The 25,028-nt window shown below is 73.8% G+C and carries 26 protein-coding genes; 14 read left to right on the top strand and 12 right to left on the bottom strand.

Annotation, left to right across the window (positions count from 1 at the left end; genetic code table 11):
- The first annotated feature begins 12 nt into the window (after window positions 1-12).
- Window positions 13-1,560: a YfbK domain-containing protein gene (locus ACSU6M_RS12240; protein WP_437069505.1), complete on the top strand. Its 1,548-nt coding sequence runs from the start codon at window positions 13-15 to the stop codon at window positions 1,558-1,560.
- Between the two features lie 95 nt (window positions 1,561-1,655).
- Window positions 1,656-3,575 (top strand): AMP-dependent synthetase/ligase, encoded by a 1,920-nt coding sequence (locus ACSU6M_RS12235; protein WP_437069503.1) that lies wholly within the window; start codon window positions 1,656-1,658, stop codon window positions 3,573-3,575.
- Window positions 3,576-3,643: 68 nt separating this feature from the next.
- Here ACSU6M_RS12235 and ACSU6M_RS12230 read toward each other — a convergent pair whose 3' ends face one another.
- Together ACSU6M_RS12230 and ACSU6M_RS12225 are read right to left on the bottom strand one after the other, a co-directional pair.
- Window positions 3,644-4,039: a rodlin gene (locus ACSU6M_RS12230; RefSeq protein WP_437069502.1), complete on the bottom strand. Its 396-nt coding sequence runs from the start codon at window positions 4,037-4,039 to the stop codon at window positions 3,644-3,646.
- 223 nt (window positions 4,040-4,262) lie between these two features.
- The gene (locus tag ACSU6M_RS12225; RefSeq protein WP_437069500.1) at window positions 4,263-4,661 is read right to left on the bottom strand and encodes a rodlin; all 399 of its coding nucleotides are present in this window, start codon (window positions 4,659-4,661) and stop codon (window positions 4,263-4,265) included.
- Between the two features lie 236 nt (window positions 4,662-4,897).
- Between ACSU6M_RS12225 and ACSU6M_RS12220 the strand changes: the two genes are divergently transcribed.
- The 4 genes from ACSU6M_RS12220 to ACSU6M_RS12205 all read left to right on the top strand — a co-directional run bounded on the left by ACSU6M_RS12220 (window position 4,898) and on the right by ACSU6M_RS12205 (window position 8,451).
- Entirely contained in the window at window positions 4,898-5,311 is a 414-nt protein-coding gene (locus tag ACSU6M_RS12220) for a rodlin (RefSeq protein ID WP_437069498.1), read from the top strand.
- 288 nt (window positions 5,312-5,599) lie between these two features.
- Window positions 5,600-5,854, top strand: coding sequence for a chaplin (locus tag ACSU6M_RS12215; RefSeq protein ID WP_437069496.1), 255 nt, complete (start codon window positions 5,600-5,602; stop codon window positions 5,852-5,854).
- Window positions 5,855-5,993: 139 nt separating this feature from the next.
- Window positions 5,994-6,836 (top strand): LPXTG cell wall anchor domain-containing protein, encoded by an 843-nt coding sequence (locus tag ACSU6M_RS12210; RefSeq protein ID WP_437069494.1) that lies wholly within the window; start codon window positions 5,994-5,996, stop codon window positions 6,834-6,836.
- Between the two features lie 244 nt (window positions 6,837-7,080).
- Complete coding sequence (locus ACSU6M_RS12205; RefSeq protein ID WP_437069492.1) at window positions 7,081-8,451, top strand: glycoside hydrolase family 26 protein; 1,371 nt, start codon at window positions 7,081-7,083, stop codon at window positions 8,449-8,451.
- A gap of 37 nt (window positions 8,452-8,488) precedes the next feature.
- Here the strand turns inward: ACSU6M_RS12205 and ACSU6M_RS12200 are convergent, their stop codons facing one another.
- From ACSU6M_RS12200 to ACSU6M_RS12165, 8 genes are all read right to left on the bottom strand, one after another.
- Window positions 8,489-9,619 carry a GNAT family N-acetyltransferase gene (locus ACSU6M_RS12200; RefSeq protein WP_437075109.1) on the bottom strand — a complete coding sequence of 377 codons (1,131 nt, stop codon included), beginning with the start codon at window positions 9,617-9,619 and terminating at the stop codon, window positions 8,489-8,491.
- A gap of 65 nt (window positions 9,620-9,684) precedes the next feature.
- Window positions 9,685-10,341, bottom strand: coding sequence for a lipopolysaccharide biosynthesis protein (locus tag ACSU6M_RS12195; RefSeq protein WP_437069490.1), 657 nt, complete (start codon window positions 10,339-10,341; stop codon window positions 9,685-9,687).
- Window positions 10,338-11,498 carry a glycosyltransferase gene (locus ACSU6M_RS12190; RefSeq protein ID WP_437069489.1) on the bottom strand — a complete coding sequence of 387 codons (1,161 nt, stop codon included), beginning with the start codon at window positions 11,496-11,498 and terminating at the stop codon, window positions 10,338-10,340. The genes ACSU6M_RS12195 and ACSU6M_RS12190 overlap by 4 nt, the downstream gene beginning before the upstream one ends.
- Window positions 11,495-12,247, bottom strand: coding sequence for a polysaccharide deacetylase family protein (locus ACSU6M_RS12185; protein ID WP_437069488.1), 753 nt, complete (start codon window positions 12,245-12,247; stop codon window positions 11,495-11,497). Before ACSU6M_RS12185 ends, ACSU6M_RS12190 begins: the two co-directional genes overlap by 4 nt.
- Complete coding sequence (gene murJ, locus ACSU6M_RS12180; RefSeq protein ID WP_437069486.1) at window positions 12,231-14,057, bottom strand: murein biosynthesis integral membrane protein MurJ; 1,827 nt, start codon at window positions 14,055-14,057, stop codon at window positions 12,231-12,233. The genes ACSU6M_RS12185 and murJ overlap by 17 nt, the downstream gene beginning before the upstream one ends.
- Window positions 14,054-15,451: an O-antigen ligase family protein gene (locus ACSU6M_RS12175; RefSeq protein WP_437069484.1), complete on the bottom strand. Its 1,398-nt coding sequence runs from the start codon at window positions 15,449-15,451 to the stop codon at window positions 14,054-14,056. Before ACSU6M_RS12175 ends, murJ begins: the two co-directional genes overlap by 4 nt.
- Before the next feature lie 4 nt (window positions 15,452-15,455).
- Entirely contained in the window at window positions 15,456-16,868 is a 1,413-nt protein-coding gene (locus ACSU6M_RS12170) for an exopolysaccharide biosynthesis polyprenyl glycosylphosphotransferase (RefSeq protein ID WP_437069482.1), read from the bottom strand.
- Complete coding sequence (locus ACSU6M_RS12165) at window positions 16,865-18,043, bottom strand: glycosyltransferase family 4 protein (RefSeq protein WP_437069481.1); 1,179 nt, start codon at window positions 18,041-18,043, stop codon at window positions 16,865-16,867. Before ACSU6M_RS12165 ends, ACSU6M_RS12170 begins: the two co-directional genes overlap by 4 nt.
- Window positions 18,044-18,538: 495 nt before the next feature.
- Between ACSU6M_RS12165 and ACSU6M_RS12160 the strand changes: the two genes are divergently transcribed.
- From ACSU6M_RS12160 to ACSU6M_RS12125, 8 genes are all read left to right on the top strand, one after another.
- Window positions 18,539-18,778 (top strand): chaplin, encoded by a 240-nt coding sequence (locus ACSU6M_RS12160; protein ID WP_437069479.1) that lies wholly within the window; start codon window positions 18,539-18,541, stop codon window positions 18,776-18,778.
- A gap of 282 nt (window positions 18,779-19,060) precedes the next feature.
- Complete coding sequence (locus ACSU6M_RS12155; protein ID WP_437069478.1) at window positions 19,061-19,771, top strand: hypothetical protein; 711 nt, start codon at window positions 19,061-19,063, stop codon at window positions 19,769-19,771.
- Window positions 19,772-19,958: 187 nt separating this feature from the next.
- On the top strand, window positions 19,959-20,279 hold the full coding sequence (locus tag ACSU6M_RS12150) for a hypothetical protein (RefSeq protein WP_437069476.1): 321 nt from the start codon (window positions 19,959-19,961) through the stop codon (window positions 20,277-20,279).
- 247 nt (window positions 20,280-20,526) lie between these two features.
- Window positions 20,527-20,964, top strand: coding sequence for a DUF5949 family protein (locus tag ACSU6M_RS12145; protein WP_437075108.1), 438 nt, complete (start codon window positions 20,527-20,529; stop codon window positions 20,962-20,964).
- 5 nt (window positions 20,965-20,969) lie between these two features.
- Window positions 20,970-21,578, top strand: a complete 609-nt coding sequence (locus tag ACSU6M_RS12140; RefSeq protein WP_437069475.1) for a vitamin K epoxide reductase family protein — start codon at window positions 20,970-20,972, stop codon at window positions 21,576-21,578.
- Between the two features lie 111 nt (window positions 21,579-21,689).
- Window positions 21,690-22,208: a hypothetical protein gene (locus ACSU6M_RS12135; RefSeq protein WP_437069473.1), complete on the top strand. Its 519-nt coding sequence runs from the start codon at window positions 21,690-21,692 to the stop codon at window positions 22,206-22,208.
- A gap of 420 nt (window positions 22,209-22,628) precedes the next feature.
- Entirely contained in the window at window positions 22,629-23,027 is a 399-nt protein-coding gene (locus ACSU6M_RS12130) for a tyrosinase family oxidase copper chaperone (RefSeq protein ID WP_437069472.1), read from the top strand.
- Complete coding sequence (locus tag ACSU6M_RS12125; protein ID WP_437069471.1) at window positions 23,011-23,877, top strand: tyrosinase family protein; 867 nt, start codon at window positions 23,011-23,013, stop codon at window positions 23,875-23,877. Before ACSU6M_RS12130 ends, ACSU6M_RS12125 begins: the two co-directional genes overlap by 17 nt.
- Before the next feature lie 193 nt (window positions 23,878-24,070).
- Here ACSU6M_RS12125 and ACSU6M_RS12120 read toward each other — a convergent pair whose 3' ends face one another.
- Window positions 24,071-24,358 carry a chaplin gene (locus ACSU6M_RS12120; protein ID WP_437069469.1) on the bottom strand — a complete coding sequence of 96 codons (288 nt, stop codon included), beginning with the start codon at window positions 24,356-24,358 and terminating at the stop codon, window positions 24,071-24,073.
- Window positions 24,359-24,761: 403 nt separating this feature from the next.
- The gene (locus tag ACSU6M_RS12115; protein ID WP_437069468.1) at window positions 24,762-25,010 is read right to left on the bottom strand and encodes a DUF7660 family protein; all 249 of its coding nucleotides are present in this window, start codon (window positions 25,008-25,010) and stop codon (window positions 24,762-24,764) included.
- Between the last annotated feature and the right edge of the window lie 18 nt (window positions 25,011-25,028).

Raw genomic sequence — 25,028 nt, 5'->3', positions numbered from 1 at the left:
GGGGCACAGCGGATGGAGCGCTACGGGACACAGGGGCGCCGGCGCGGGCGGCGCACGGCGGGCGCACTGACCGCCCTCGCCGCGGCCGGCGGCCTGCTGCTGACGGCCTGCGGCGACGGCGGCACCGGACACAGCGGCGACCGGAGCGAGGGTGCGAAGGCCACCGGCTTCCCCGCCCCGCCCGCACCCCGGCCGACCGCCGACGAGCAGGACCTGAGCGAGGACACGCGGGACACCGAGCGCGCTCCTGACCTGGTGTCCACCTTCGCCCTGGACGTGGACACCGCCTCCTACGGCTACGCCCGCCGCGTCCTCGCCGAGGGCCGTGCCCCCGACCCGTCGCAGGTGCGGCCCGAGGAGTTCGTCAACAGCTTCCGCCAGGAGTACGAACGCCCCGACGGCAACGGCTTCACGGTCACCGTCGACGGCGCCCGCACCGGTGCGCGGGACTGGTCCCTGGTCCGCGTCGGCCTCGCCACCCGCCCGGCCGAGGACCGGGACGAACGCCCGCCGGCCGCGCTCACCTTCGTCGTCGACGTCTCCGGCTCCATGAGCGAGCCCGGCCGCCTGGACCTCGCCAAGGAGTCCCTGGGCGTGATGACCGACCGGCTGCGCGACGACGACTCCGTCGCCCTGGTCACCTTCTCCGACGAGGCCGAGACCGTGCTGCCGATGACCCGGCTCGGCGGCAACCGCGAGGAGATCCACCGGGCCGTCGACAGCCTGGAGGTCCGCGGCTCCACCAACCTCGGCGCGGGCGTCGAGAACGGCTACGCCACCGCCGTCGAGGGCCTGCGCGAGGGCGCGGTCAACCGGGTCGTGCTCGTCTCCGACGCGCTCGCCAACACCGGCGACACCGACCCCGACACCATCCTGGAGAAGATCGCCGAGACCCGCCGCGAGCACGGCATCACCCTCTTCGGCGTCGGCGTCGGCAGCTCCTACGGCGACGCGCTGATGGAACGCCTCGCCGACCGCGGCGACGGCCACACCGTGTACGTGTCGGACGCGGCGGAGGCCCGCGAGGTGTTCTGCGAACAGCTTCCGCGCCACGTCGACCTCACCGCCCGCGACGCCAAGGCCCAGGTCGTCTTCGACCCGGCGACCGTCGAGGAGTACCGCCTGGTCGGCTACGACAACCGGGCCGTCGCCGACGAGGACTTCCGCGACGACCGGGTGGACGGCGGCGAGGTGGGCCCCGGCCACACCGTGACCGCGCTGTACGCAGTGCGCACCGCGCCCGGCGCCTCCGGCCACCTCGCCACGGCCACCGTCCGCTGGCTCGACCCGCGCACCCGGGCCCCGCACGAGCGCTCCGGCCTGCTGGAGACCTCCGACCTGCACGGCTCCCTGCGCACGGCCGCCCCCCGCTTCCAGGTCAGCGCGGCCGCCGCCTACTTCGCCGACGCCCTGCGCGGGGCGGGCGAGACCGGCCTGCCCGGAGCGCCCGGCAGCCTCGCCCAGCTCGCCGAGGACACCGGGGAACTCGCCGACCTCACCGAGGACCCGGCGGTCCAGGACCTCGCCGACGCCGTCCGGCAGGCCGACCGGCTGATGTGAACGCCCGCTGCCGCACCCATTGACTCTTCCTTACGCGTGAGTAAGTTGGCGTCGCACCAAGGTCGTTCACCGGCACACGCGCACCGGGAGCCGTCATGGGCGTACGCAGGGATCTGAAGCGGGCAGGGCGACGTACCGACCTGGCGGCCCGAGGCCGGCTCGAACTGGTCAGGGACGACACCGGCGCGGTGCGCGAGGCCCGCGCCGCACCGCTGGCCCCGCCCCTGACCACCGGCAGCATCGCCGACATCCCTTTCACCAACGCCGCCGAGGCCCCCGACGCCACCGTCCTGCGCCGCCGCGAACGGGGCACCTGGGCCGCGGTCACCGCCGCCGCGTTCGCCCGCGAGGTCACCGCCGTCGCCAAGGGCCTCGCGGCGGCGGGCCTGGAACCGGGCGGCCGGGTCGCGGTGATGTCCCGTACCCGCTACGAGTGGACGCTCCTGGACTTCGCGATCTGGGCGGCCGGCGGCCAGGTCGTGCCGATCTACGCCACCTCCTCCGCCGAGCAGGTGGAGTGGATCGTCCGCGACTCCGGCGCCCGCTTCGTGATCACCGAGACCGCCGAGAACACCGCGACCGTCCGGGAGGGCACCGCCGCGCACCCCGAGCCCCCGCGCCTGTGGGAGCTGGACGCGGGCGCCATGGACGACCTCACCGGCCTCGGCCGCCACCTCACCGACGAGGAGATCACCAAGCGCCGCGCCTGCCTCACCCCCGACACCGTCGCCACCCTCTGCTACACCTCCGGCACCACCGGCCGCCCCAAGGGCTGCGTCCTCACCCACGCCCATCTGCACGCCGAGGCCGCGAACACCGTCGAGCTGCTGCACCCGATCTTCAAGGAGGTCACCGGCCAGACCGCCGCCACCCTCCTCTTCCTGCCGCTCGCCCACATCATGGGCCGCACCCTGCAGATCGCCTGCCAGCTGGCCCGCATCGAGCTCGGCCACTGCCCGAGCATCAAGCCCGACGAACTGCGCCCCGCCCTCAAGGAGTTCCGCCCCACCTTCCTGGTGGGCGTGCCCTACCTCTTCGAGAAGATCCACGACACCGGCCGCGCCACCGCCGAGAAACTCGGCCGCGCCGCCTCCTTCGACCGCGCCCACCGCATCGCCGTCCGGTTCGGCGAGGCCCACCTGGACCGGTTCCTCGGCCGCGGCAAGGGCCCGGGCCCCGGCCTGTACGCCGCCTGGGCGCTGTACGACCTGCTGGTCTACCGCCGTATCCGCAAGGAACTGGGCGGCCGCGCCCGCTACGCCATCAGCGGCGGCTCCCCGCTGGAACGCGAGCTCAACCTGTTCTTCTACGCCGCCGGGATCATCGTCTACGAGGGGTACGGCCTGACCGAGACCACCGCGGCCGCCACCGTCGTCCCCCCGCTCGAACCCCGCCCCGGCACGGTCGGCCGCCCGGTGCCCGGCACCGCGGTCTGTATCGCCGACGACGGGGAGGTGCTGATCAAGGGCGGCATCGTCTTCGGCGGCTACTGGAACAACCCCGAGGCCACCGCCGAGGCCCTGACGGACGGCTGGTTCGCCACCGGCGACCTGGGCGCCCTCGACCAGGACGGCTACCTCACCATCACCGGCCGCAAGAAGGACCTCATCATCACCACCGGCGGCAAGAACGTCTCCCCGGCCGTCCTGGAGGACCGGTTGCGCAGCCGCGCCCCGGTCGGCCAGTGCCTCGTCGTCGGCGACAACCGCCCCTTCGTCGCCGCGCTGATCACCCTGGACCCGGAGGCCGTCGCCCACTGGCTCGCCGTCCGCAAGCTGCCGGCCGACACACCGATGGCCGAGCTGGTGCGCGACGAGCGGCTGCGCGCCGACGTCCAGCGGGCCGTCGACCACGCCAACCGGGCCGTCTCGCGCGCCGAGTCCATCCGCGCCTTCGCCCTGGTGGAGGGCGAGTTCACCGAGGACAACGGCATGCTCACCCCGTCCCTGAAGGTCAAGCGGCAGGCGGTGCTGCGGGCGTACGCCGAGCAGATCGAGGAGCTCTACCGGCGCTGAGCCGCGGACATGCGAACGGCGGGCCACCGGTGGATCCGGCGGCCCGCCGTCGCGGGGGCGGTACTACGTCAGTTGCCTTCGCCGTTGCCCGACAGAAGTGCGACGTCGTCCAGGATGTGCGAGAGCGGCTCGTCGCCCTTGGCCTGGGTGGAGTTCTCGACACACTGCTGGTTCTGCGGCGCGGAGAGGATCGGCACGTCCTGCAGGACGCCGACGGCGACGATGCCGACGAGACCCTGGGCGTTGAGCTTGGCCGGCAGGCCGATGCAGGGCTTGTTCAGCGAACCCTGGACCAGCGAGAGCTGCGGGCTCATGTCACCGAACGTGGCCGAGTTGCCGAACGACTGGGAGGCGCCGTTGCCGCTGGCGGAGTGGGTGCCGTCGCCGTTACCGACCGCCATGGCGGGGGAGGCGGCGCCGACTACGGAAGCGGCGATAGCCGCGGTTGCCCACAGCTTCTTCATGATCTTTCCCTTCGAGAACCGGACTCCGGTGGGGAGTTGCATGATCGTCAACGGTGGAAGGGGCGTGCGGGTTGCGGGGAATGCCCCGAACGGCCCAGCGCATTGGGATCATGGGACGAACGCCCCCGCGGGCCTTACGGCATGACATGCCGACGGAGATGCCGCCGGACATGCCGACGGGCCGCCGGAGAACCGGCGGCCCGTCGTGCGGGGCGGTACGACGTCAGTTGCCCTCGCCGTTGCCCGACAGGAGCGAGATGTCGTCCAGGATGTGCGAGAGCGGCTCGTCGCCCTTGGCCTGGGTGGAGTTCTCGACACACTGCTGGTTCTGCGGGGCGGAGAGGATCGGCACGTCCTGCAGGACACCGACGGCGACCAGGCCGACGAGACCCTGGAGGTTCGCCTTGGCCGGCAGGCCGATGCAGGGCTTGTTGAAGGAGCCCTGGATGAGCGCCATCTGCGGGCTCATGTGGCCGTACGTGGCCGAGTTGCCGAACGACTGGGTGGCGCCGTTGCCGCTGGCGGTGTGGGTGCCGTCGCCGTTTCCGACCGCCATGGCCGGGGAGGCCGCGCCCGTGACCGTAGCGGCGACCGCGGCGGTGGCCAGAACCTTCTTGATCACTTGGTGTAGTCCCTTCTGGAGAAACCCCGTCCACCGGAGCGTCCTGACCAACTGCTCCCGGTCCGCATGGTTGTCCCGATTCACCCCGATGGCGCAATCGATCCTTACGGGTGAATGGCCGCAACCATTCCCGCGCCGCCGGGTTGATGCCAGGGCAGGCACCCGCTTGAAGGGTCAGCAGAATCCGCGTGGTGGGCCAGGAAACCTACGGGGCGGGTCAGGAAAGGAAAAGCGTAATGCTGAAGAAGGCAATGGCCGCGGCGGCGGTCGCCGCGTCCGTCGTAGGCGCGTCGGCAGCGGCCGCCCCCCAGGCGCTTGCCGTCGGTAACGGTGACGGCACCAAGACCGCCAGCGGCAACGGCGCCCACTCCGCGTTCGGCAACTCGGTGACCGGCGGCAAGATGAGCCCGCAGGCCACCCTGGTGCAGGGCTCCGCCAACAAGCTGTGCGCGGGCGTGCCCGTCAAGGCGAACCTCCAGGCCATCGTCGGCATCATCGCCGCCGTCGGTGTGGCCCAGGACGTGCCGATCCTCTCCGCGCCGCAGAACCAGCAGTGCGCCGAGAACTCCACCCAGGCCAAGGGCGACGAGCCGCTGTCGCACATCCTCAGCGACGTCTCGGCGCTGTCCGGCAACGGCACGGGTAACTGATCAAGCATCAGAGGCCGCTCGCGGCAAGGAGCTTGACGCTCCGTCCGCGGGCGGCCTCCGTGCTGTCGTCGCTCTCGCCAAACGTATGAACAGCTGAATTTCCACCACTCAGGCGAAGCGTTTCCTCTCCTGTGTGTCCTCGGTGTCAATTCTGTGAGGACGTTCGAGTGAATTCCCCCGCGACTCGCGTTCATTAGTTTCTTCCGCTGTCTATCCCTCGTTCTACAGCTGCCGGTCATGGTGCGAGCCATCCCAGTGAGCTCGCTCGGCTTCGGCCGTCATAAGGGCATGACCGCAGAGAAGGGAAAGTTCATGAAGAAGACCGCTGCCCTCGTCGCGGGCGCGCTCCTTGCACTGGGCGGCGCCGCCGCGCCGGCCTTCGCCGACGCCGAGGCCGTCGGTGGCGCCTACAAGTCGCCGGGCGTGCTGTCGGGCAACGTCGTCCAGGTTCCCGTGCACGTTCCGATCAACGTCTGTGGCAACACGGTCAACGTGATCGCGCTGCTGAACCCGGCGTTCGGCAACACCTGCGTCAACGACTGACCTCTCGAGTCGAGCACGCAACCGCGCGGCTGCGCCACGGCCGGCCTCGGACCGATTCTCTGCACCGTTCCGGGGCCGGCCTTTCCCATCCTCATCAAGCAGGAAGACAACGAGAGTGCGACAGACCCTGAGTAGGGGGATGGTCGCGGCGGCCGCCGCGACGAGCATCCTGTCTCTGTGCGGCAGCCCCGCCCTCGCCGACTACGCGGCCGGCGGGGCCCCCAGCTCCGCGCCCAGCGCGACCTCGGGCACCCACCGCACGGGTTCCGACGACGATTCCGGGTACGGCGAGGAAACGTCCCACCTGGCCGGGGGCGGCCTCGACGCGATCAGCGGGGGCGACGGCGTGTTCGGCGGCGGCCACGGTGGCTACGACGACCACGACGAGAACGACGGCCATGGTGACGGCTCGGACGGCGGCTACGGGGACACGCCGTCGTATCCGCCGCACACCAAGCCTCCCTATACGAAGCCCCCGCACACCAAGCCTCCGTACACGAAGCCCCCGCACACCAAGCCGCCGCACACCAAGCCCCCGCACACGACGGCTCCGCCGACCACCTCGGCTCCGCCGACCACTTCCGCGCCGCCCACGACGTCGGCCCCGCCGACCACTTCCGCGCCGCCGACCACCTCGGCTCCGCCGACCACCACGGCCCCGCCGACCACGTCGGCTCCGCCCACGACGTCGGCTCCGCCCACGACGTCGGCTCCGCCCACGACGTCGGCTCCGCCCACGACGTCGGCTCCGCCCACGACCTCGGCCCCGCCGACCACCTCCGCGCCGCCGACCACCACGGCCCCGCCGACCACGACGGCCCCGCCCACGCACGGCACCAAGCCTCCGGGGCACGGCCCGAAGCCGCACCTGCCCGACACCGGCAGTGAGGCCATGATCGCCGCCTCGGGTGTCAGCGCCGTGCTGATCCTCGCCGGCGCCCTGCTCCACCGGCGAGGCCGCCGCTCCGGCTCCCACCAGTGACCCAGCGGGCGCGGCACCCGTGATCTGCCGCACCAGCGCCCCGGACGACGACCCGCCAGTCGCCGTCCGGGGCGCACTGGTGTGCACCCGGCCGGGTGAAAGGACACCCGGACGCCGCACCTGCGCTGGCGTATATGTCTTTCATATGACTCAGTGTCAGTAATCGCAGGGGAGAAACGGGGCGGGGGCGACAGAAGAGACAACCCGTCAGAACGCAAGCGCGAGAGTGGAGAGAGGAGCAGGCATGGCCCCACAGCAACGTCGGTCCCGGTCCCGGCGACTGGCGCTGGTCGCGGCGGCGGTCGCGGCATCGGCCGCCCTGGCGTCCGGTCCCGGTTTCGCCGCGGGACTGGGAGTGGTGGCGGTCGGCGATCCTCCCGCTCCCACGCCGACGTCCCCGGCACCCGCGGCCCAGCCCGCCGAGTCCCCCGCGGCGACCGCGGTCCCCACCCCCCTGGTGCCGAGCGCACCGGCCGGATCCACCCCGCCGCCCGCCCGGGAGAAGAGCCCCGCCTTCGGCGCGTACCTCGACTACGGCGCCCGGGGCGTCGCCCGGATCGAGGAGCTCAGCGACTGGCTGGGCGGCTCAGAGCTGCGCGTCGGCCACACCTATCTGCCCGGCGACCGCTGGAGCAACATCGAGGGCCGGCCCGGATTCCTGGACGTGTGGGCCGACTGGCGCACCGAGCGGCCCGACCGGATGCTCGTCCTCAACGTCCCCATGCTGGAGCGCAACGAGGAGGGCCTGTCCGACGCCGAGGTGCGCACGCTGCTGAGGCGCGGTGCCGCCGGGGAGTTCGACCGGCACTTCCGCGCCCTGGCCCAGCGGCTGGTGGATCTGGAGGTCCCGGACACCATCCTGGTCCTCGGCTGGGAGATGAACGGCACCACCTACACCCACCGGTGCGGCCCGGACCCGCAGTCCTGGAAGACGTACTGGAACAGGATCGTCACCACCATGCGGTCCGTGCCCGGGCAGAAGTTCAGGTTCGACTTCACCCCGAGCCGCGGGCGGGACGCCGTGCCCTGGACCCAGTGCTACCCCGGTGACGACACCGTCGACATCGTCGGCATGGACTCCTACGACCAGCCGGCCGGGCTGACGTTCGACCAGCAGGTCAAGGAGCCGTACGGGCTCCAGGACCATGTGGAGTTCGCCAAGGCCCACGGCAAGGCCATCTCGTACCCCGAGTGGGGGCTGTTCCGCAACGGCGACAACGCCGAGTACATGCGGCGCATGCTCGCCTGGATGGACGAGCACAAGCCGCTGTACAACACGGTGACGGACTACTGCCCGCACGGGGTGTGGCAGTGCTCGCAGAACCCGAGGTCGTCCGCGGTGTACCGGGCGGTGCTGTCGGGCCGTACGGACACCTCGGTGCCCACGCCGACCACTCCGGTCCCGACGCCGACGGTTCCGACGCCCACGATCCCGACGCCGACGGTCCCGACACCCACGTTCCCGGTGCCGACTGTGCCGAGTGTGCCGCCGAAGCCGACCCAGCCGGTGCCGCCGTCGGGCTCGTGCGCGCCGCTGGAGCTGGGCGACTGGGTGGAGTACTGGCTCGGCGGGAAGCTGTGCATCAAGTTCGACTGGTGGTCGCGGCTGCGCTGAGCGGCGGCCGCGGCCCCCACGGCGGCGGCAGGCCCTGTCAGGACCTGCCGCCGCCGTCGCGCTCGCCCCGGCGCAGCAGTTCCTTGGCCCGCTGCCGGGCCGCGGCCTCGGCCAGGGCGGCGCCGAGCAGCGGGGCGGTGCGCCGGCGGGCGAGCAGCAGCCGCTGGTTGACGACCGGTTCGGGCCGCCAGTGGTGCTTGTACGGCTCGTTGCCGCGCAGCAGGCTCAGCGTGCCGTGGCCGCCCGCGCGGATGCGCTCGGCGCCCGCGTCGAGCAGCATTACCGCCACGTCCGCCTTGAGCTCGCGCAGCCGCGGATGGGCGCCGTAGAGATAGCCGCCCGCCAGCCGGGGCGAGACCAGCGTCAGATCGACCGCGACCACGTCGCCGTCGAGCCGGAACTCGGTGACCACGGCGTCCCCGGAGCGCACCATCGGCCCGACCGCGCGCGCCAGGTGCTCCCCGAAGCGGGGCCGCAGATGCTCCCCGGTGACCTTGCGGCCCTGCCACTGCAGCCGGTGCAGCTCCAGCAGGCGCCGCAGCGCGCCGTCGACCTCGTCGGGGCCCACGACCTGGCGGTGGACGCCGAGCGCGTGCAGCTTGCGCAGCTTGGCGCGCACCCGCTGCTGGGCCTTGCTGTGCAGCCGGGCGACCAGCTGGTCCATGGGCAGCGCGGGCAGCTCCAGGCAGACGGAGTCGCTCACCCGGCGGCGCGGGCCCGCCCAGCGGTCGTAGATCCGTTCGACGGCGGCGCCCGGCCGTACCTCGGTGAAGTCGATCAGCGCGGTGCGGGCGGCCGCCCCCAGGCGCTCGGTGAGCGCGGCGGCCGCGCCCTCGGCGTGCTCGTCGTCCAGCAGCACGTCCCCGTAGTCCGAGATCTCCCCGCCGAGCGGCACCAGCGCGGGCAGCGGACGGCGTACGGCCGTCAGGGGCGCGACCGCGACGAGGTCACCGGCGTGGCGCACCAGCAGCAGCCGCAGCCGCCCCCGCCGGCCGTACGACAGCCACCACGAGTGCAGCCAGGCGTGCGTCTGGAACGGGGTCGCGGTCGCGCACCGGCGGTGGAGCCGGTCCCAGTCCCCGGCCAGGGCGGCGAAGGCGGCGTCGTCGGTGACCAGTTCGGTGGTGTACGCCGGGGGCGCGGGCCGCTTGCCGTGCGGCGCGGGCACGGTCCGGGCGGGGGCGGCCTTCGTCGGGTCCGGGGCGGGCGCGGCCTCCGTCGGGTGCGGCGGCCTCACAGCGCGCCGCGGGTGTCGGCGGCGACGGCCGGGGCGGGCAGGGAGGCGGCCGGTTCCTCGGCGCGCGGGGCGCGCCGGGGGCGGACCAGCAGGGCCATGCCGCCGAGCAGGCCGCCCGCGCTCGCGCCGACCAGCCCGGTCAGCGCCGGGGACGCCGAGGACGGTTCGGTGGGCTTGGTGGCGCGGGCGAACTGCTCCAGCTCGACGCGGGTGGCCTGCGCGCTGTCACCCGCGTGCCGGGTCAGCGCGCGGGCGACGGCGTTGGCCATGTCGGCGGCGAGGTCCGGACGCGAGGAGGTGGCGCTGATCGCGACCATCGGGGCGTCCGGCGAGGTCGCGGTGCGCACACTGGACTTCAGGGTCCTCACCGGCACGCCCGCCCACACCTGCGCGTCCCCGAGCACCGCGATCTGGGTGGCGACCCGGCCGTATGCCTGGGCGAAGCCGAGCGCCGCCGCCGGGTCCGACTTCTCCGCGGGGACGGCCACGACATAGCTGGTCGCGGTGTACGTCGGCGTCTTCAGCGCCCCGTACGCGCCGCCCAGCAGGCCGCCCGCCAGGACGCCGGCCGCGGCCAGCGTCCAGGGCGGCAGGGCCCTGACGCGGGCCAGGGGACGGGCCGCGCGGTGCTGTGCGGTGGTCTTGTCGGTCATGAGGAGCTCACTCCCTGGGGTGATGGAAACGCGGGGGTTGCGGAGGGGGCGACCGCCGCCGCGTACACGTCCATGAGCCGGGCGGCGCTGCGGGTGATGCTGTAGTGGTGGGCCGCCTCGGGGGCGGTGCGCGGGGCCGGACCGGCGCCGCGCACCTCGCGGATCGCGCGGGCGAAGGCGTCGGGGCCGCCGGTGACCCGGCGTGCGGCGGGCGCGGCGTGCGGGGGCAGGTCCTCGATGGCGGGGCAGGAGGCGTAGAGCACCGGCAGCCCGGACGCGAGCCCCTCCACGACGGCAAGACCGAACGCCTCCTCGGGCGACGGCGAGGCCAGCAGATCCATCGCGGAGGCCAGCGACGGCAGATCGGGGCCGGGGGAGCCGTCGGGCAGATAGGGCCGCTCGCCGGTGAACAGCACCCGGTCGGCGACGCCGGCCTCGTGCGCGGTGCGGCGCAGCACGTTCTCCTCGGGGCCGCCGCCCACCAGCAGCAGCCAGTGGTCGTCGGGGAGTTCGGCGAGGGCGCGCACCAGGACGTCGAAGCGCTTGCCGGCGGTGAGCCGGCCGATGCCGCCGACGACATAGGCGCTGTCGGGCAGGCCGAGGCGCTGGCGGGTGCGGTGGCGCTGGAGCGGGTCGAAGCGGAAGCGGTCCAGGTCGATGCCGTTGGGGACGACCTCGATCCGCGGGGCGGGCACACCCCAGCGCCTGAGGCGTTCGGCGACCGTGGGGGAGACGGCCACCGTGGAGCGGCCCAGGCGCTCGGTGGCCAGGTACAGGGCGCGCACCCCTCGGGTGAGCCGGCGGCCCTCCATCTGGGAGTCGCCGAGGGAGTGCTCGGTGGCCACGATCGCGCGCACCCCGGCGAGCCGCGCCGCCAGCCGCCCGTACACACACGCCCGGTAGAGGTGGGTGTGGACGAGGTCGTAGCCGCCGGAGCGGATGAGCCGGGTCAGCCGGGGCAGTGCGCCCAGGTCGCGGTTGCCGCCCATCCCGAGGTGGGTGACGTCCACCCCGTCGGCGATCAGCCCGTCGGCGACCGCGCCCGGGTTGGTGAGGGTCACCACGTCGCAGTCCACCGGCAGATGCCGCAGCAGCAGCCGCAGTTGCTGCTCGGCGCCGCCCACCCCGAGCCCGGTGATCACATGCAGCGCCCTCACCGCGGACCTCCCACGGGGCGGCGGCGCAGCCGGTGTAGCCGGTGCTTGAGATACAGGCGTACGGCCCTGTCGCGCTGCCCGATGTGCACCCGCGGCAGGGCCAGCGGGCCGGTCAGCGGGCCGGGGTCGATGGCGCAGGCGTAGCTGTACCCGGCGTCGGCGACGGCGGCCACGGCACGGCGGTCGACCCGCCCGTACGGGTAGCAGAACCCGGCGATCGGAGCGCCCGTCAGCTCGGTGAGCCGGGCCCTGCTCTCGCCGACCTCGGCGGTGAGCTGCGGGTCGTCGGCGCGGGTCAGGTCGATGTGGGTCAGCCCGTGCGAGCCGATCTCCACACCGGCCTCGGCGGCCCGCCGGATGCCGTCGGCGGTCAGCAGCGGTTTGCGCGGGCCCAGCGGGTCCCAGGCGTTGTCGCCGCCGAGCCGGCCGGGCAGCACGAACAGGGTGGCGTTGCAGCGGTGGCGGCGCAGCACGGGCAGGGCGGCGGTGACGAAGTCGGCGTAGCCGTCGTCGAAGGTCAGGCCCACCAGGCCACGGCTCTCGCCGCGCGCGCGGGCGGCGAGCAGATCGGTCATGGAGACGCCGGTCAGGCCGCGGCGGCGCAGCCAGGCCAGCTGTCCGTCGAGGCGTTCGGGCGTGACGGTGATGCGGTAGGGGTCGTCGGTGCAGTCGGCCACCGAGTGGTACATCGCCACCCAGGGGGCCGAAGTCCTCGCAGTCGGTCTGTCGGTGTCAACGGTTACGGCCATGCGGGAGCCTTCGGGTCGCGGCGGGTACGGATCGGAGTGCGGATGCGATGCCCTGGGCGCCCAGCGCCCAGCCCAGCAGGACGAAGACGACGGTGACGGTGGTGCCGCCCGCGGCCAGGCCCGGCAGCGGCTCCGGGACGCGGCTCGCGACGAACGCGCCGGCGAGCCCCGCGACCAGCGCCGCGCGCACCGGGCGGCTCAGCTCGCGCAGCACCGGGCGGACCCGGATGGGAATGCTCCGGCGGCGCATGCCGGCCAGCAGCAGGGCGGCGGTGAGGGTGATGCCGGCGGCGTTGGCGGCGGCGATGCCGAGCACGCCCCAGGGGCGGACGGTCCACACGCCGATCCAGGTGGTGGCGACGATGCCGAGGGCCATCGCGCCGATGGGGTACCAGCTGGCGCGGGCGGCGGAGAAGTAGGAGCGCACCAGGACGCCGACCAGGGTCTGGCCGAGCAGTCCGAGGGCGTACACCCGCATCACGTTCGCGGTGGCCGTGGTGTCCCGCGCGGTGAACGCCCCGCGCTGGAAGAGCAGTTCCACGATCTGCGGGGCGCAGGCGACCACCGCGGCCGTGCCCAGCAGCACCACACACGCGGCCAGCGCGATGTCCCGCTCCACCCGGTCGCGGGCCCGCTCGGTGTCACCGTCGGCCAGGGCGCGCGCGACGACCGGGAAGGTGACCGTGCACAGCATCAGCGACAGCACCATCGGCATCTGCGCCACCTTCTGGGCGTAGTTGAGATGCGAGATGGCGCCGGAGGGCAGATGGGAGGCGAGGAAGCGTTCGATGAGCACCTGGGACTGACGGCACAGCGCGAACAGCAGCACGGTCGCGATCAGCGCGAGGGCGAGGGGCCGCTCCTGCTCCTGGGGTTCGGCGAGGACCGCGGGCTCCTTGCGCCGGAACAGCCTCAGCAGCGACGGCAGTTGGACGGCGAGCATCAGACACCCGCCGATCGCCACCCCGATCGCCGCCGAACGCACCCCCCAGCGCCCGCCGAGCAGGAACATCCCGGTGATGATGCCGGTGTTGTACGCCACGTAGATCGCCGCCGGGGCCAGGAACCGGCGGTGGGCGCGCAGGGCCGCGCTGCAGTACCCGGCGAGCCCGAAGCTGAGCACGCAGGTGGCGGTGAGGCGGGTGCAGTCCACGGCGAGAGCGGGGTCGGGCAGGCCGGGGGCGAGGACGGCGACCAACTGGGGGGCGGCCAGCACGATCAGGGCCCCTACGGCGACGAAGGCCAGGGCTAGTCCCGGCAGGGTGCTCGTGACCAGCGCCCGTACCGGATCGCCGGAGCCGCCGCGGGCCCGTCGGGCCAGCGCCACGCTGAAGGCGGGGACCAGCGCGAAGGCCAGGCCGTCCTCGATCAGCAGGGTCGCCGCGAACTCCGGCACGGTCCAGGCCACGAGGAACGCGTCCGTGTCGCTGCCCGCCCCGAACAACCGGGCGAGCGCCTGGTCCCGCACCAGCCCGAGCAGCGCCCCGGCCACCGAGAGGGCGGCGGTGACGAGCGCGGCGCGGGCGAGGAAGCGGCGGGAGGCGGAGGGGAGTTCGGGGGTGCCGCCGGGGGGAGCGGGGCGGGCGGGCTCGGTGTCCGGGGCGGCGTCGGAGACGTGGGTGGAGGGGTCGGCGTGGGTGAGCTCGGTGGGCTCGGTGACCGCTTCAGGTTCCGTGAGCTCGGCGGGCTCCGCCCGCGCGCCGGCACGGGGGCGTTCGGCCGTCGCCTCCTCGGCCGACGTCGTGGGCCGGGCCGATGGCACCGTCGCCGAGTCCTCGGCCCGGGGCGGCGGGACAGGCGTCACCGTCATCGCGCCGCACCCTCCGGACCGGCGAGGCCGTGCCGCTCGCGCAGCGGGGACGCCGAGCCGGTGGCCTCGGGCGTGTCGCCCGACGGCCGCCGCGGGCCCCCGGCTTCCCGCCCGCCGACCAGCGCCCACCACGCCGCAAGGCCCAGGCAGACGGCGGTCAGCACGGTGGAGGGGCCGCCGATGTCGGCGTAGAAAAAGTCGGTGAGCTGCCAGATCAGCAGCCCGCAGGAGACAAGGGCGCAGTCCAGGCCCGGGCCGCCCGTGCGGCGTACCCGCCACAGCCCGTGCAGGGCGCACACCAGCAGGGCCAGCCAGCTCCCGGCGAGGGCGAGGAGCCCGACGAGACCCTGTTCGGCGAGGACCAGCAGGTACATGTTGTGCGGGGACAGCAGCGGCTGCTTGCGGTAGGCCGTGCCCGCGCCCTCGGTGTCGCTGCCGGAGGACAGCGCGAGGGAGGCGTGGGCGTCGCGGTGCTCGGGGAAGCCCTTGAGGCCGACGCCGGTCAGCGGGCGGTCGCGCCACATGTCGCCGGCCGCCGCCCACATGGTGTACCGGTCGGTGACGGACTGGTCCGGCGCGTCGGTGACCTGGGTGATGCTGGCGATGCGCTCCTGGAGCATCGCCGTGCCGATCCCGAACCCGCCGACCAGGACCACGCCCGCCGCGAGGGCGACCGCGCCCGCCGTCAGCGCCCGTCGCAGCCCCGCCAGACACAGCAGCACCGCGACGGTCACGGCGGTGGCGATCCAGGCGCCGCGGCTGAAGGACAGCGCGAGCGGCACCAGCAGCGCGAGCGCGCAGGCGGTGGCGATGCCCCGCTGCCGCAGCGGGGCCCGTCCGAGCGCCAGCCCGACCGCGCAGACCAGGCCGAAGGACACGACGGTCGCCATGCCCATCACGTCCTGCGCGCCGAAGGTGCCCACGGCCCGGATCTGCTGGCCCTGGTAGGAGGCGCCGGTGCCGGTGACGTACTGGTGGACGCCGACCGCGCCCTCCCAGCCGGCCAGCGCCACGAACGCCCAGGCCAGCAGCCGGAAGTCGGCCCGGTCCCGGATCAGCAGCACCACCGCGGCCGGCACCAGCACGAACACCTGGAGGTAGCGGCCGAGCCCGGTCAGCGCGGCCCCCGGCGAGGCCGCGCCGACCGCGGCGAACGCCAGGCCCACCACCGGCAGCGCGAGCACCACCGCGGCACCGCGGCTGAGCGGGCGCCGCCGCTGCCGCAGCAGCCGGACCACGCAGAACCCGACGACGAGGGCCGACACGGCGTCCGCCGGTCCCGCGCCGCCCTCTCCTCCCGGACCGAGGGGCAGACCGAGCAGGACGACCACGGCCACCACGGGCCACACCGGCGACGGTGTCCGGCGGGACGCCAGCGGCAGGGCGAGGGTCATCGGCTCAGCTCCCCGTCGGACGCACGAGCGCGGCCGCGGTGCGCAGCAGGATGCAGATGTCCTGCCACAGCGACCAGTTGTCGATGTAGGCGTTGTCGAAGCGGGCCCGGTCCTCGATGGAGGTGTCACCGCGCAGCCCGTTGATCTGGGCGAGTCCGGTGATGCCGGTGCGCATCCGGTGCCGGGCCGCGTAGCCGGGGTAGGTCTGGCTGAACTGGCCGACGAAGTAAGGGCGTTCGGGACGCGGGCCGACCAGGCTCATGTCACCGCGGAAGACGTTCCACAGCTGGAGCAGTTCGTCGAGGGACGTGCGGCGCAGGAAGCGGCAGAACCAGCGCATGTCGGGCTGGTCGGCCACGCTCCAGCGGGTGGCGGCCTCGTGCTCGTCGGCGGGGCGGTGGGTGCGGAACTTCAGCAGGGTGAAGGGGCGCCCGTCCTTGCCGATGCGCTCCTGACGGAAGACGACGCCGGGCCCGTCGGTCAGCCGCAGCACCACCGCGCACACCAGCAGCAGCGGGCTCACCCCGAGCAGCAGCGCCCCGGACACCACCACGTCCAGCACCCGCTTGCCGGCGCTGCCGCGCTGCCCCGAGCCCAGCCGCAGCCGCCGGCAGGAGAACCCGGCGAGCAGTTCGCGCGCCTCGTGGGACGGCGAGTCGGCGTCCAGCTCCCACACCGCGCACCCCGACTCGGCGAGCGCCCGCAGCAGCGGCGCCTGCTGCACCCGCGCCGAGGGGTGCACGACCAGGACGTCGCGCACGGCGTTCTGGATCAGCGCCCGCTGCACCTCGGCGCCGGTGGTGAGCACCGGGAGCCCGCCCTCGCCGTCGGGACGGTCGGCGACCACCCCGACCGGGCGGACCCCGCTGCGGGGGTGGCGCAGCACCGCGGCGGCCACCCGTTGCGCGGTGGCGGCCGGGCCGACGACGAGCGCGGCACGCGGGCGGCGCAGCAGGGCCGCGCGGCGCTCCCAGTGCACGAAGGCGCGGCCGATGCAGGACGCCGTCGTCTGGGTGGCGATGCCGAGGGCGAGGGTGCGGGCGGACAGCGCGTGCTGCGGGGAGTACGCCGCGACGAGCGCCCCCAGTCCGAGCCAGGCCACCGTGATCCGGCCGCACACGGCGGGCAGTTCGTCGAGGACGCCGTCGACGCGCCGGGACGGGTGCGGGTGCAGCAGCATCGCCGCGGCGATCAGCAGCGCCACCAGGATCGGGCGGCGTTCGGCGAGCGCCAGCGCGCCCACGGCCGCGGCCGAGGCGTCGGTCAGGAGCAGCGGCAGGGGGGAGGCGGGGCGCGCCGGGGGTCTGCGGGCGGGGAAGAGGAAACCGGCGCCGCGCGTCGGCAGCACCGACAGAGGTGAGAATCCGTGGTCCCGCGGCTGGGCGCCGGGCGAGGGGACGGTACTTTCCGCGGTCACGAGTGGATGGACTCCCTGTACTCGGTGGGCGCGACACGCGCCGCAGGCCATGCGTCGCCCAGCAGCTCGCGGTACACCTCGCCGACCGCCTCGGCGGTGTGCCGCACGTCGTGCGCGGCGAGGACGTGCCGTCGCCCCTGGTGGCCGAGCGACTCCCGCAGCGGCGGGTCGCTCAGCAGGTCGCTGAGGGATGCGGCGAGCGCCGCGGGGTCGCCCGGAGGCACCAGGCAACGCGGGGCGAGCTCGGCGGGAAGGCTCTCGCGGGCGCCGTCCACGTCGGTCAGCACCACGGGCCGTCCGCAGGCCATCGCCTCCAGCGGCGCCAGCGCCATGCCCTCCCAGCGCGAGGGCAGCACCACCACATCGGCGGCCTGGTACCAGGGCACGGTGTCGGTCACGGCACCGGCGAACACCACCGACTCCGGTGCGCCCGCGGCCAGTTCCTCCCGGTCGGGGCCGTCGCCGACCAGCGCCAGCCGCGCTCCCGGCACCCGCCGCACGACCTCGGGCCACGCCCGCAGCAGCACGTCCTGCCCCTTCTGCGGGCACAGCCGCCCCACGCACACCACCAGTGGCGCCGTGTCCTGCACAGCGGGCGGCAGCGTGGCCCGTACGGTGGTCACGGCTGCCGGCCGGAAGACCTCGGGGTCGACGCCGTTGGGCACCACGGCCCAGTGTCCGGCGATCCCGGCGCGCACTCCCCGCTCCCGTTCGGCCTCGCTGACGCACACCGTGCGATGCGCCCAACGGGATCCCAGCCGCTCCCAGCTGAGGGCGAGCGCGGCGGTGGTGCCGGCGACCGCCTCGAAGGACCAGGCGTGCGGCTGGAACACGGTGGGGATCCGCCCGCGCACAGCGAGCCGCCCGGCGAGCCCGGCCTTCGCACTGTGGGCGTGCACCAGTTCGGGCCGTACGTCGTCGATCAGACGGGCGAGGGAGCGGGTCTCACGGGCGAGCACCGGGCCCGGCGAACGGGTCGCCGGCCAGTGCCGCACCTCGGCGCCCAGTTCGCGCAAGGTGGTGGTCAGCGGGCCGTCGGGGCAGGCGACGACGGGGTGCGCACCGGCGGTGAGCTGGGCGCGGACCAGTTGGACGACCACTCGGGCGACTCCGCCGTCCACGGGCTGCGTGACGTGGAGGACCCGCGGCGGAGGGTCGTGTGCTGACTGGTGCATGCGCGGTGTCCTCGCTCACGGGTGACGCTGGGAAGGTGCGGGAACGCGCTCACTGCCGGCCGTCGGCGGTGACGAAGGGCCCGTCGGCCCATGCCGCGTTCCGTGGGGAAACGAGCCGGGAGCCGGGCTGGTCACCGCCGGACCGCGAACCCCCGGTCCGTTCGAACACGTCCGTGTCGTGGCCGACGGGGCGCGCGCACGCCGGTACGCGCGCCCCCGGTGCGCCGCCGACGGCCGGTTTCGGCTGGGGGATGTGCATGACCGGCGGCTCCCTTTCGTGCGATTTGCTGGCAATAGGGGTGGGTCAGGAGGTCCGCAACTCTAGTCGCTATCCGTATTAATCCGTTGAAAGCGGATAAGTGTGTCGGAATGGTGAAGTCAAGGCCCCGCCGGGATCACTCCATTGGCGGCGCAACCCCCCGGTGCGCCGCGCGTTTTCACAGCGCCGGGCATCCCCGCCCGGGTGTTTGCGTCAACCCCAAGGAGCACCTCTCCATGTCGCGTATCGCGAAGGGCCTGGTCATGACCTCCGCCGCCGTCGCGGCCGTAGCCGGTGGCGCCGGTGTCGCCGCCGCCGACGCCGACGCGGGCGCCGCCGCGGCCAAGTCCCCGGGCGTGCTGTCGGGCAACGTCGTCCAGGTCCCGGTCCACGTCCCGGTCAACGTCTGCGGCAACACCGTCAACCTCGTCGGCCTGCTGAACCCGGCGTTCGGCAACGAGTGCGTCAACGACTGACGTCACGACGGATCCCGCGCGGCCGGCCGCTCTCCCCACCGGGAGAGCGGCCGGTTCGTCGTTGCGGGCGCGTACGGGGCCGTGCGGCCCTTGCGCCGAATGGGGGTGCGGGCCGCGGCCCCGCGTGTCGCCCTTGACGGGGCCTCCGACCAGGCAGGACGCGGCTCTGGGCGGCCCGGACGGGGGAGGGGTGCGGCACTGTGGGTGATCGCTCGGTTGCAGACGGCGAACGTCACTCGCACGGTGGACACAAGGTCTGACGCACCATCGAAAGGAACAGTCATGCGTGGTCTGCCCGTACGGCGTCTCGCGTCCGCCGCCCTCTGCGCCACCCTCGTCCTCGCGGTCGCCGGCCCGGCCGCCGCCGCGGCCGACAGCGGCCCGGCCCAGGAGCGCGTCCAGGCGGAGTCCCGAGCACCCGTCCCCGGCGCGGACGCGGTCCTCGCCCAGGCCAAGTCGCTCGATGGGCTCGGGGGCGTCATCGACCCGGTCACCGAGCTGTTGCAGGACGTGCTGCAGGCCGACAACGGCCAGCTCCCGGCCGCGGAGGCGACCGAGCACGCCGACGCCGTGAAGGAGGCCATCGCCAAGATCACAGCCGCGGCACCGGCGACCCCCGCGACCCCGGCGACGCCGAGCACGGCGAACCTTCCGGGCACGACGACCCAGCCCGCCGCCTCGGCCCCGACCAGCGCGCTGCCGGCCCTGCCCGCGCTCACCAGAAGCGACGGCAGAGCACCGGCCGCCGACCTCAAGGACGACGCGCTCGCCGCCCTGCAGAAGGCGGTCGACGCCCTGCTCAAGGAGGCCACCTCGGGCAACGTCGGCGGGGTCCTCGCGGCCGCCACCGGCGTCGTCACCGGCCTGGTCAACCTGCTCGCCGCGACACTGCTGAGCGGCGGCCTGCCCGCGCCGAACCTGGCCGGCCTGCCCGCGCTGCCCTCCCTGCCCGCGTCCCCGCCTGCCGTGGGCGGACTGCTGCCCACCTCCTGACACCGCACCGCACGGCCGTCGCCGCCGCCCCCACCAGGGCCGGCGGCGACGGCCGTTCCGTATTTCGTATGAGGGATCGGCGATGCAGAAATTTCTCCGCGCACGGGGTTTCCGGCCCGCCGCCACGTCGTTGTGCACGGCGTCAGAATTCTCGCCGGTGACATGAGTTGCCGAAGAAAGGAACACGATGAAGTCCCTGAAGGCTGCCGCTGTCGTCGCAGGTTCCCTGGCCCTCGCCGGTGCCGCCGCCCCCGCGTTCGCCGCCGCCCCCGCCGACCTCACGCCCACCAGCCTCACCGGCGCCGTGAACACCCTCACCAGCGCCAACGGTGCCGTGAACCACCTCACCAGCGGCAACCTCAAGGCGTCCGACGTGATGCCGCTGCAGAACCAGTCGGACGCTCTGAACACCGAGAACAAGGACTCCGTGCTGAACACGGTCAAGGGCGCGACCACCGCCCTGAACTCGTCCGGCGGTCTGCTCGGCGGCCTTCCGCTGCAGAGCTGACGCCCCTTTCCCGTGGCCTGTGCGGGCCATTCCCCGCAGCCTCTCCAAAGAGCCGATTCCCGGTCCGGGATCGGCTCTCGGCGTTGGTGTTCGACGCCCGTCCCTCGTTCGTGTGGAGCCCGCGGAAAGCGTCCCCCGGGCGGGTGAGAACGCGCCCGGGGGCGCTCGGCCCCGCCGATAAGGTCGCGCGGTGACCACAACCCCCACCGCACCCTTCCGCCCGGCCGACCTCGGCACCCTCGTCGTGATGACCTGGAGCGGCGAGGCCCCCGACGGCAGCGACATGCCCTATCTGCTCGCCTACTCCCTGGGCGACGGCCCCGACGGCCCCGAGGCGACCAGCGCCGCCGTCGGCCGGATGCTGGAGGTCAACGGACTGCCCGTCGGCGGCGAACTGGTCGACGGCAGCACCAAGCCCAGCCTTCCGGTCAGCCTGCTCGTCGAGGCCGGCCAGGCCGTCCTCACCATGCCGCCGCTGAACGCCCAGTGCCCCGCGCCGCCGGAGTGGCTCACCGCCGTCGGCGAACGCGGCTACGCCTACCTGGTGTTCACCACCCGCCCCTGGCCCGAGGCCGAGCCCGGCAAGCCGGTCGAGCCCGAGGCACTGGCCGCGTTCGCGGGCGCCGAGGAGACCCTCACCGCGGCCGCGCACGTCGTCCTGCCCGCCCGCGCCCTGCGCGCCTGACCGGCGTGACCGGCACCGCGGGGCGGCGGGCCGAGGGCGCCGTCGGCAGCGGCCGCGCCCTCGCCCTGCTGCTGGTGATCACGGGGGCGGCCGGGGTGCTCGCCTCCTGGGTCATCACCCTCGACAAGTTCAAGCTGCTGGAGGACCCCGACTTCACACCGGGGTGCAGCCTGAACCCGGTGGTGTCCTGCGGCAGCGTCATGGAGAGCGACCAGGCCGAGGCGTTCGGGTTCCCCAACCCGATGCTGGGCCTGGTCGCCTACGCCGTCGTCGTGTGCGTCGGCATGAGCCTGCTGGCCGGCGCCGCCTTCGCCCGCTGGTACTGGCTGACGCTCCTCGCCGGCTGCCTCTTCGGCGTCGGCTTCGTCTCCTGGCTGCAGTACGAGTCGCTCTACACGATCAACGCGCTGTGCCTGTGGTGCTGTCTGGCGTGGATCGCGACGATCGTCATGTTCTGGTACGTCGCCTCGTTCACCGTCCGCCACGGCCTGCTGCCCGCGCCCGGCTGGGCGAGAGGCTTCCTCGACGAGTTCACCTGGGTGCTGCCGGTGCTGCACCTGGGGGTGATCGGCATGCTGGTGCTGACGCGTTGGTGGGACTTCTGGACAAGCTGACCACTCGTACTACTGCGGCAGCCGGGGGAATTGGCGCGCTGTCGGCGCGTCCGGGCTCGTTACCGAGGTACGGACGCCCAGCCCACCGACCTGCAAAGGACCGTACCTGAGATGAAGTCGACCACCCGAGGAACCATCGCCGCCGTCCTCACCGGCGTCGCGGCCGCCGTGGGGGCCGCCACCGCGACCCCCGCCGCCGCGGCCGGCACGGTTCCCGTCCCCGTGCCGCTGGAGGGGGCCGAGCAGGCCCTGGGCATGGAACTGCCCGAGATCGGCGGCGAACTGCCGGTGCCGATGCCGGGCGACCCCGGGGGCCCGCGGTACGTCGAGGGCCGGCTGCTCCCCGACCGCGCCCTCCCGCAGCTGCCGGTCAGCGGCGGCCTGCCCGGCGCCGACCTGCGCGCGCCGCTGCCGCACGTCCTCGGCGACGGCTTCGACCATGTCGCCCTCGGCACCCCCGCGTCCGACCTGCGCACTCTGGCCCCCGGCCTGACCCTGGACGCGCCGCTCACCCCGCCCAGCCCCGACGGCTTCGGCCTGCCCCACCCCAAGCTCCCGCAGGCGGGCGTCCTCGCCCCGGTCCTGCAGACCGTCCCCGGCGCCGACCTGGGCCTCGGCGGGGGGCTGTAGGACCGCGCGGGACCAGCCGGCCGCGGGACCGCCTCCGACGGGTGACGGCGAGGGCGGAACTCCTGCCGGACGGGGCGCAGAACCCCTGCCGGACGAGGCGCAAGGCCCCTGCCACGACGGGGGCGAGGCCGGCAGGGCCGGAGGACCGCGGGCCGGTCGATGCATGGGACACGCGGGGCCCGGACGGATCGCACCGTCCGGGCCCCGCGGTTTTCGCCGGGCCGTTCCTCATATGGACGTACCGACGGTGACCGCGAGGGGTGGCGGGCGGTTACCGGTACGGACTGAGCAACCCAGCCGGAGGAGGAGAGCGCGATGGTCGTTGGTGTCGGCGGAATGGCGGTCGGGGCGGAGCACGGACCCACCAGACCCACAGGGCCGTCCGGACCGGCGCCCGCGAGCGGGACCCGCCGGGAGGTGATGCGCGGACTGCTCGCCTCGGCGGGTGCCCTGGCGCTCGCCCCGGTCGTCGCCGCCTCCCGGCCCCTGCGCCCCGACGAGCCGGTCGACGGCCGGCCCGGCGAGGAGGCGTTCGACGAGATCTACCGCGGGCACCACATCCGCGGCATCAAGAGCCTGCCCGGCCGCACCTTCGGCGACGGCGAGTGGCACATCACCATCGACGGCCGCAAGCTCCACCTGATGCGCCGCGCCGACGGCACCTGGCTGACCATGGTCGACCACTACGCCTCCTACGCCACCCCGCTGGAGGCCGCCCGCGCCGCCGTGGACGAACTCGGCCCCGCCCAGCGGCTGCGCGAGGTGGCCCGCCACTTCGCCCACACCCACGAGGGGGACCACCATGGCGTACGTCCGTAAGGACGTCAGCACTCTGACGAGCGCCGAGCGGCGCCGGTTCGTCAACGCGATGCTGGAGATCAAACGGCGCGGCGAGTACGACGAGTTCGTGCGGATGCACATCGAGTACTACGTCTCCGACGGCGAGGGCGGACTGCGTACGGCCCATATGGCGCCGTCCTTCCTGCCCTGGCACCGCAAGTTTCTCATCGAGCTGGAGAAGTCGCTGCGCCGCGTCGACCCGTCGGTGTCGCTGCCGTACTGGGACTGGACGCGCGACCGCACGGCCAGGTCCGTGCCGTGGACCGCCGACCTCCTCGGCGGCAACGGCCGCAGCTGGGACCGGCAGGTGACGACCGGCCCGTTCGCGTACCGCACGGGCAACTGGACGCTCAGGGAGGGCGTCACGGACGCGGAGTTCCTCACCCGCGACCTGGGCCGCGCCCGCGACCCGATCGCGCTGCCCACCCGGAGCGAGCTGGAGTGGGCGCTGAGCGACCCGGTCTACGACGTCTCGCCCTGGGACTCCACCTCCGGCCGGGGGTTCCGCAACCGGCTGGAGGGCTGGGGCAGCGGGAGCGGCAGTGCCTCGTGGCGCAACCACAACCGGGTGCACCGCTGGGTCGGCGGGGTGATGGTCGGTGGCGCGTCCGTCAACGACCCGGTGTTCTGGCTGCACCACGCCTTCATCGACCTGTGCTGGCAGCGCTGGCAGCGACGGCACCGCGTCCACCGCTATCTGCCGGCCCGGCCACCGGCTCCCGGCGACCGGCAGCGCGGACGCATCGTCGCCCGGCACGAGAAGCTGCCGCCGTGGGACATGACGCCGGATCAGCTGGAGGACGTGGGGGCGATCTACCGGTACGCGTGAGGGGCGAACCTTGCCGGGGTGGGGCGGGCCTTGCCGGGGTGGGGTGGGGCAGGGGCCGGCCTCGCGGGGGCTGGAACAGGGTCCGGCCTCGCCGGGGGGGGCCGGACAGGCTCGGGCCTCGCGGAGGGGCGGGCCGCAAAGGGGAGAGCCCCGGCGCTCGGAGTGCCGGGGCTCTTGACTGTGGTCCGTACGGTCAGTTGCCGTAGCCGCCGCCGTTGCCACCGCCGTTGCGGCTGTCGCCGTCGACGTTGGCGCACTGGTTGCCGAAGGCGGGGTTGAGCAGGCCGATGACCGTGACCGTGTTGCCGCACACGTTGACCGGCACGTGGACGGGGACCTGGACGAGGTTGCCCGAGAGCACGCCGGGCGACCCCACGGCCTTGCCCGCGGCGCCCGCGTCCGCCATGGCCAGGCCGGCCCCGCCGAGGACCATGGCTCCCGTGCCGAGCGCGACCCCGGTCGCCTTCGCGATGCGAGACATCACGTTCTCCTTCTTGACTCGATGGGCACGGCAGCGGGACTCGCCGCCGCACTCTCCGTTCAACGCCGGGCGTGTGACCGAGTCACGGAAGAAACGTACAGATCACTCGTTCTGAACACGGGAGGCCCACCGGGGCGGCTCACCGCCCACGCCGGAACCCCGGCGACCACCCGTAGGAGCAGCCCCCGAGCCCGCGTGATCGAAAAAGCCCCGGCCGCGGCGAGCGGACGGGGCGTCTGAGCAGGTCAAGGAGTGTGCGCGCCCCCGGCAGGACTCGAACCTGCGGCCAAGCGCTTAGAAGGAACTAGGTGGTTGGGGCGCTGTGTGGGCGCTGACCTGCCGTTTTTACTGGTGTCGCATGCCTGCTCGACTGGGCTTCGACACGCATTCGACACGGGCCGGGCTACTCGTACACGGTGGCTGCTTGCAGGGCGCGGGCGAAGAACGCCCAGTCGCCGTCTGGCGGCAACTCCCGTGCGGTGTTGCGGTACCAGCCGTCTGCGTCGTCGATCCAGGCGGCCAGAGCCTCCATGAAGCCCGGAAGGTCCGCGTTCTCCCATGAGCTTTCGTTCTCGGCGTGACTGCGACACAGGGAACGGACGAAGGCTGCCAGGTCTTCTCTGCTGTCGACGTGCTCAGGGGAAGGCGTCATGCCTAGGGACCCTAATGG

The sequence above is a fragment of the Streptomyces sp. enrichment culture genome (assembly GCF_964272895.1).
GTDB lineage: Bacteria > Actinomycetota > Actinomycetes > Streptomycetales > Streptomycetaceae > Streptomyces.
Note: the sequence above shows the minus strand (reverse complement) of the source record. Positions and strands in the feature narration are given on the sequence as shown.

What these genes read in the sequence shown, in the direction of transcription:
- ACSU6M_RS12220 (WP_437069498.1), top strand. Translation starts at nt 4,898, where the DNA reads ATGCTGAAGAAGGCAATGGCCGCGGCGGCGGTCGCCGCGTCCGTCGTA.
- ACSU6M_RS12120 (WP_437069469.1), bottom strand. Translation starts at nt 24,358, where the DNA reads ATGTCTCGCATCGCGAAGGCGACCGGGGTCGCGCTCGGCACGGGAGCC.
- ACSU6M_RS12130 (WP_437069472.1), top strand. Translation starts at nt 22,629, where the DNA reads ATGCGCGGACTGCTCGCCTCGGCGGGTGCCCTGGCGCTCGCCCCGGTC.
- ACSU6M_RS12230 (WP_437069502.1), bottom strand. Translation starts at nt 4,039, where the DNA reads ATGAAGAAGCTGTGGGCAACCGCGGCTATCGCCGCTTCCGTAGTCGGC.
- ACSU6M_RS12195 (WP_437069490.1), bottom strand. Translation starts at nt 10,341, where the DNA reads ATGACCGACAAGACCACCGCACAGCACCGCGCGGCCCGTCCCCTGGCC.
- ACSU6M_RS12125 (WP_437069471.1), top strand. Translation starts at nt 23,011, where the DNA reads ATGGCGTACGTCCGTAAGGACGTCAGCACTCTGACGAGCGCCGAGCGG.
- ACSU6M_RS12135 (WP_437069473.1), top strand. Translation starts at nt 21,690, where the DNA reads ATGAAGTCGACCACCCGAGGAACCATCGCCGCCGTCCTCACCGGCGTC.
- ACSU6M_RS12115 (WP_437069468.1), bottom strand. Translation starts at nt 25,010, where the DNA reads ATGACGCCTTCCCCTGAGCACGTCGACAGCAGAGAAGACCTGGCAGCC.
- ACSU6M_RS12205 (WP_437069492.1), top strand. Translation starts at nt 7,081, where the DNA reads ATGGCCCCACAGCAACGTCGGTCCCGGTCCCGGCGACTGGCGCTGGTC.
- ACSU6M_RS12185 (WP_437069488.1), bottom strand. Translation starts at nt 12,247, where the DNA reads ATGGCCGTAACCGTTGACACCGACAGACCGACTGCGAGGACTTCGGCC.
- ACSU6M_RS12235 (WP_437069503.1), top strand. Translation starts at nt 1,656, where the DNA reads ATGGGCGTACGCAGGGATCTGAAGCGGGCAGGGCGACGTACCGACCTG.
- ACSU6M_RS12215 (WP_437069496.1), top strand. Translation starts at nt 5,600, where the DNA reads ATGACCGCAGAGAAGGGAAAGTTCATGAAGAAGACCGCTGCCCTCGTC.
- ACSU6M_RS12240 (WP_437069505.1), top strand. Translation starts at nt 13, where the DNA reads ATGGAGCGCTACGGGACACAGGGGCGCCGGCGCGGGCGGCGCACGGCG.
- ACSU6M_RS12165 (WP_437069481.1), bottom strand. Translation starts at nt 18,043, where the DNA reads ATGCACCAGTCAGCACACGACCCTCCGCCGCGGGTCCTCCACGTCACG.
- murJ (WP_437069486.1), bottom strand. Translation starts at nt 14,057, where the DNA reads ATGACGGTGACGCCTGTCCCGCCGCCCCGGGCCGAGGACTCGGCGACG.
- ACSU6M_RS12160 (WP_437069479.1), top strand. Translation starts at nt 18,539, where the DNA reads ATGTCGCGTATCGCGAAGGGCCTGGTCATGACCTCCGCCGCCGTCGCG.
- ACSU6M_RS12145 (WP_437075108.1), top strand. Translation starts at nt 20,527, where the DNA reads ATGACCTGGAGCGGCGAGGCCCCCGACGGCAGCGACATGCCCTATCTG.
- ACSU6M_RS12150 (WP_437069476.1), top strand. Translation starts at nt 19,959, where the DNA reads ATGAAGTCCCTGAAGGCTGCCGCTGTCGTCGCAGGTTCCCTGGCCCTC.
- ACSU6M_RS12210 (WP_437069494.1), top strand. Translation starts at nt 5,994, where the DNA reads ATGGTCGCGGCGGCCGCCGCGACGAGCATCCTGTCTCTGTGCGGCAGC.
- ACSU6M_RS12155 (WP_437069478.1), top strand. Translation starts at nt 19,061, where the DNA reads ATGCGTGGTCTGCCCGTACGGCGTCTCGCGTCCGCCGCCCTCTGCGCC.
- ACSU6M_RS12175 (WP_437069484.1), bottom strand. Translation starts at nt 15,451, where the DNA reads ATGACCCTCGCCCTGCCGCTGGCGTCCCGCCGGACACCGTCGCCGGTG.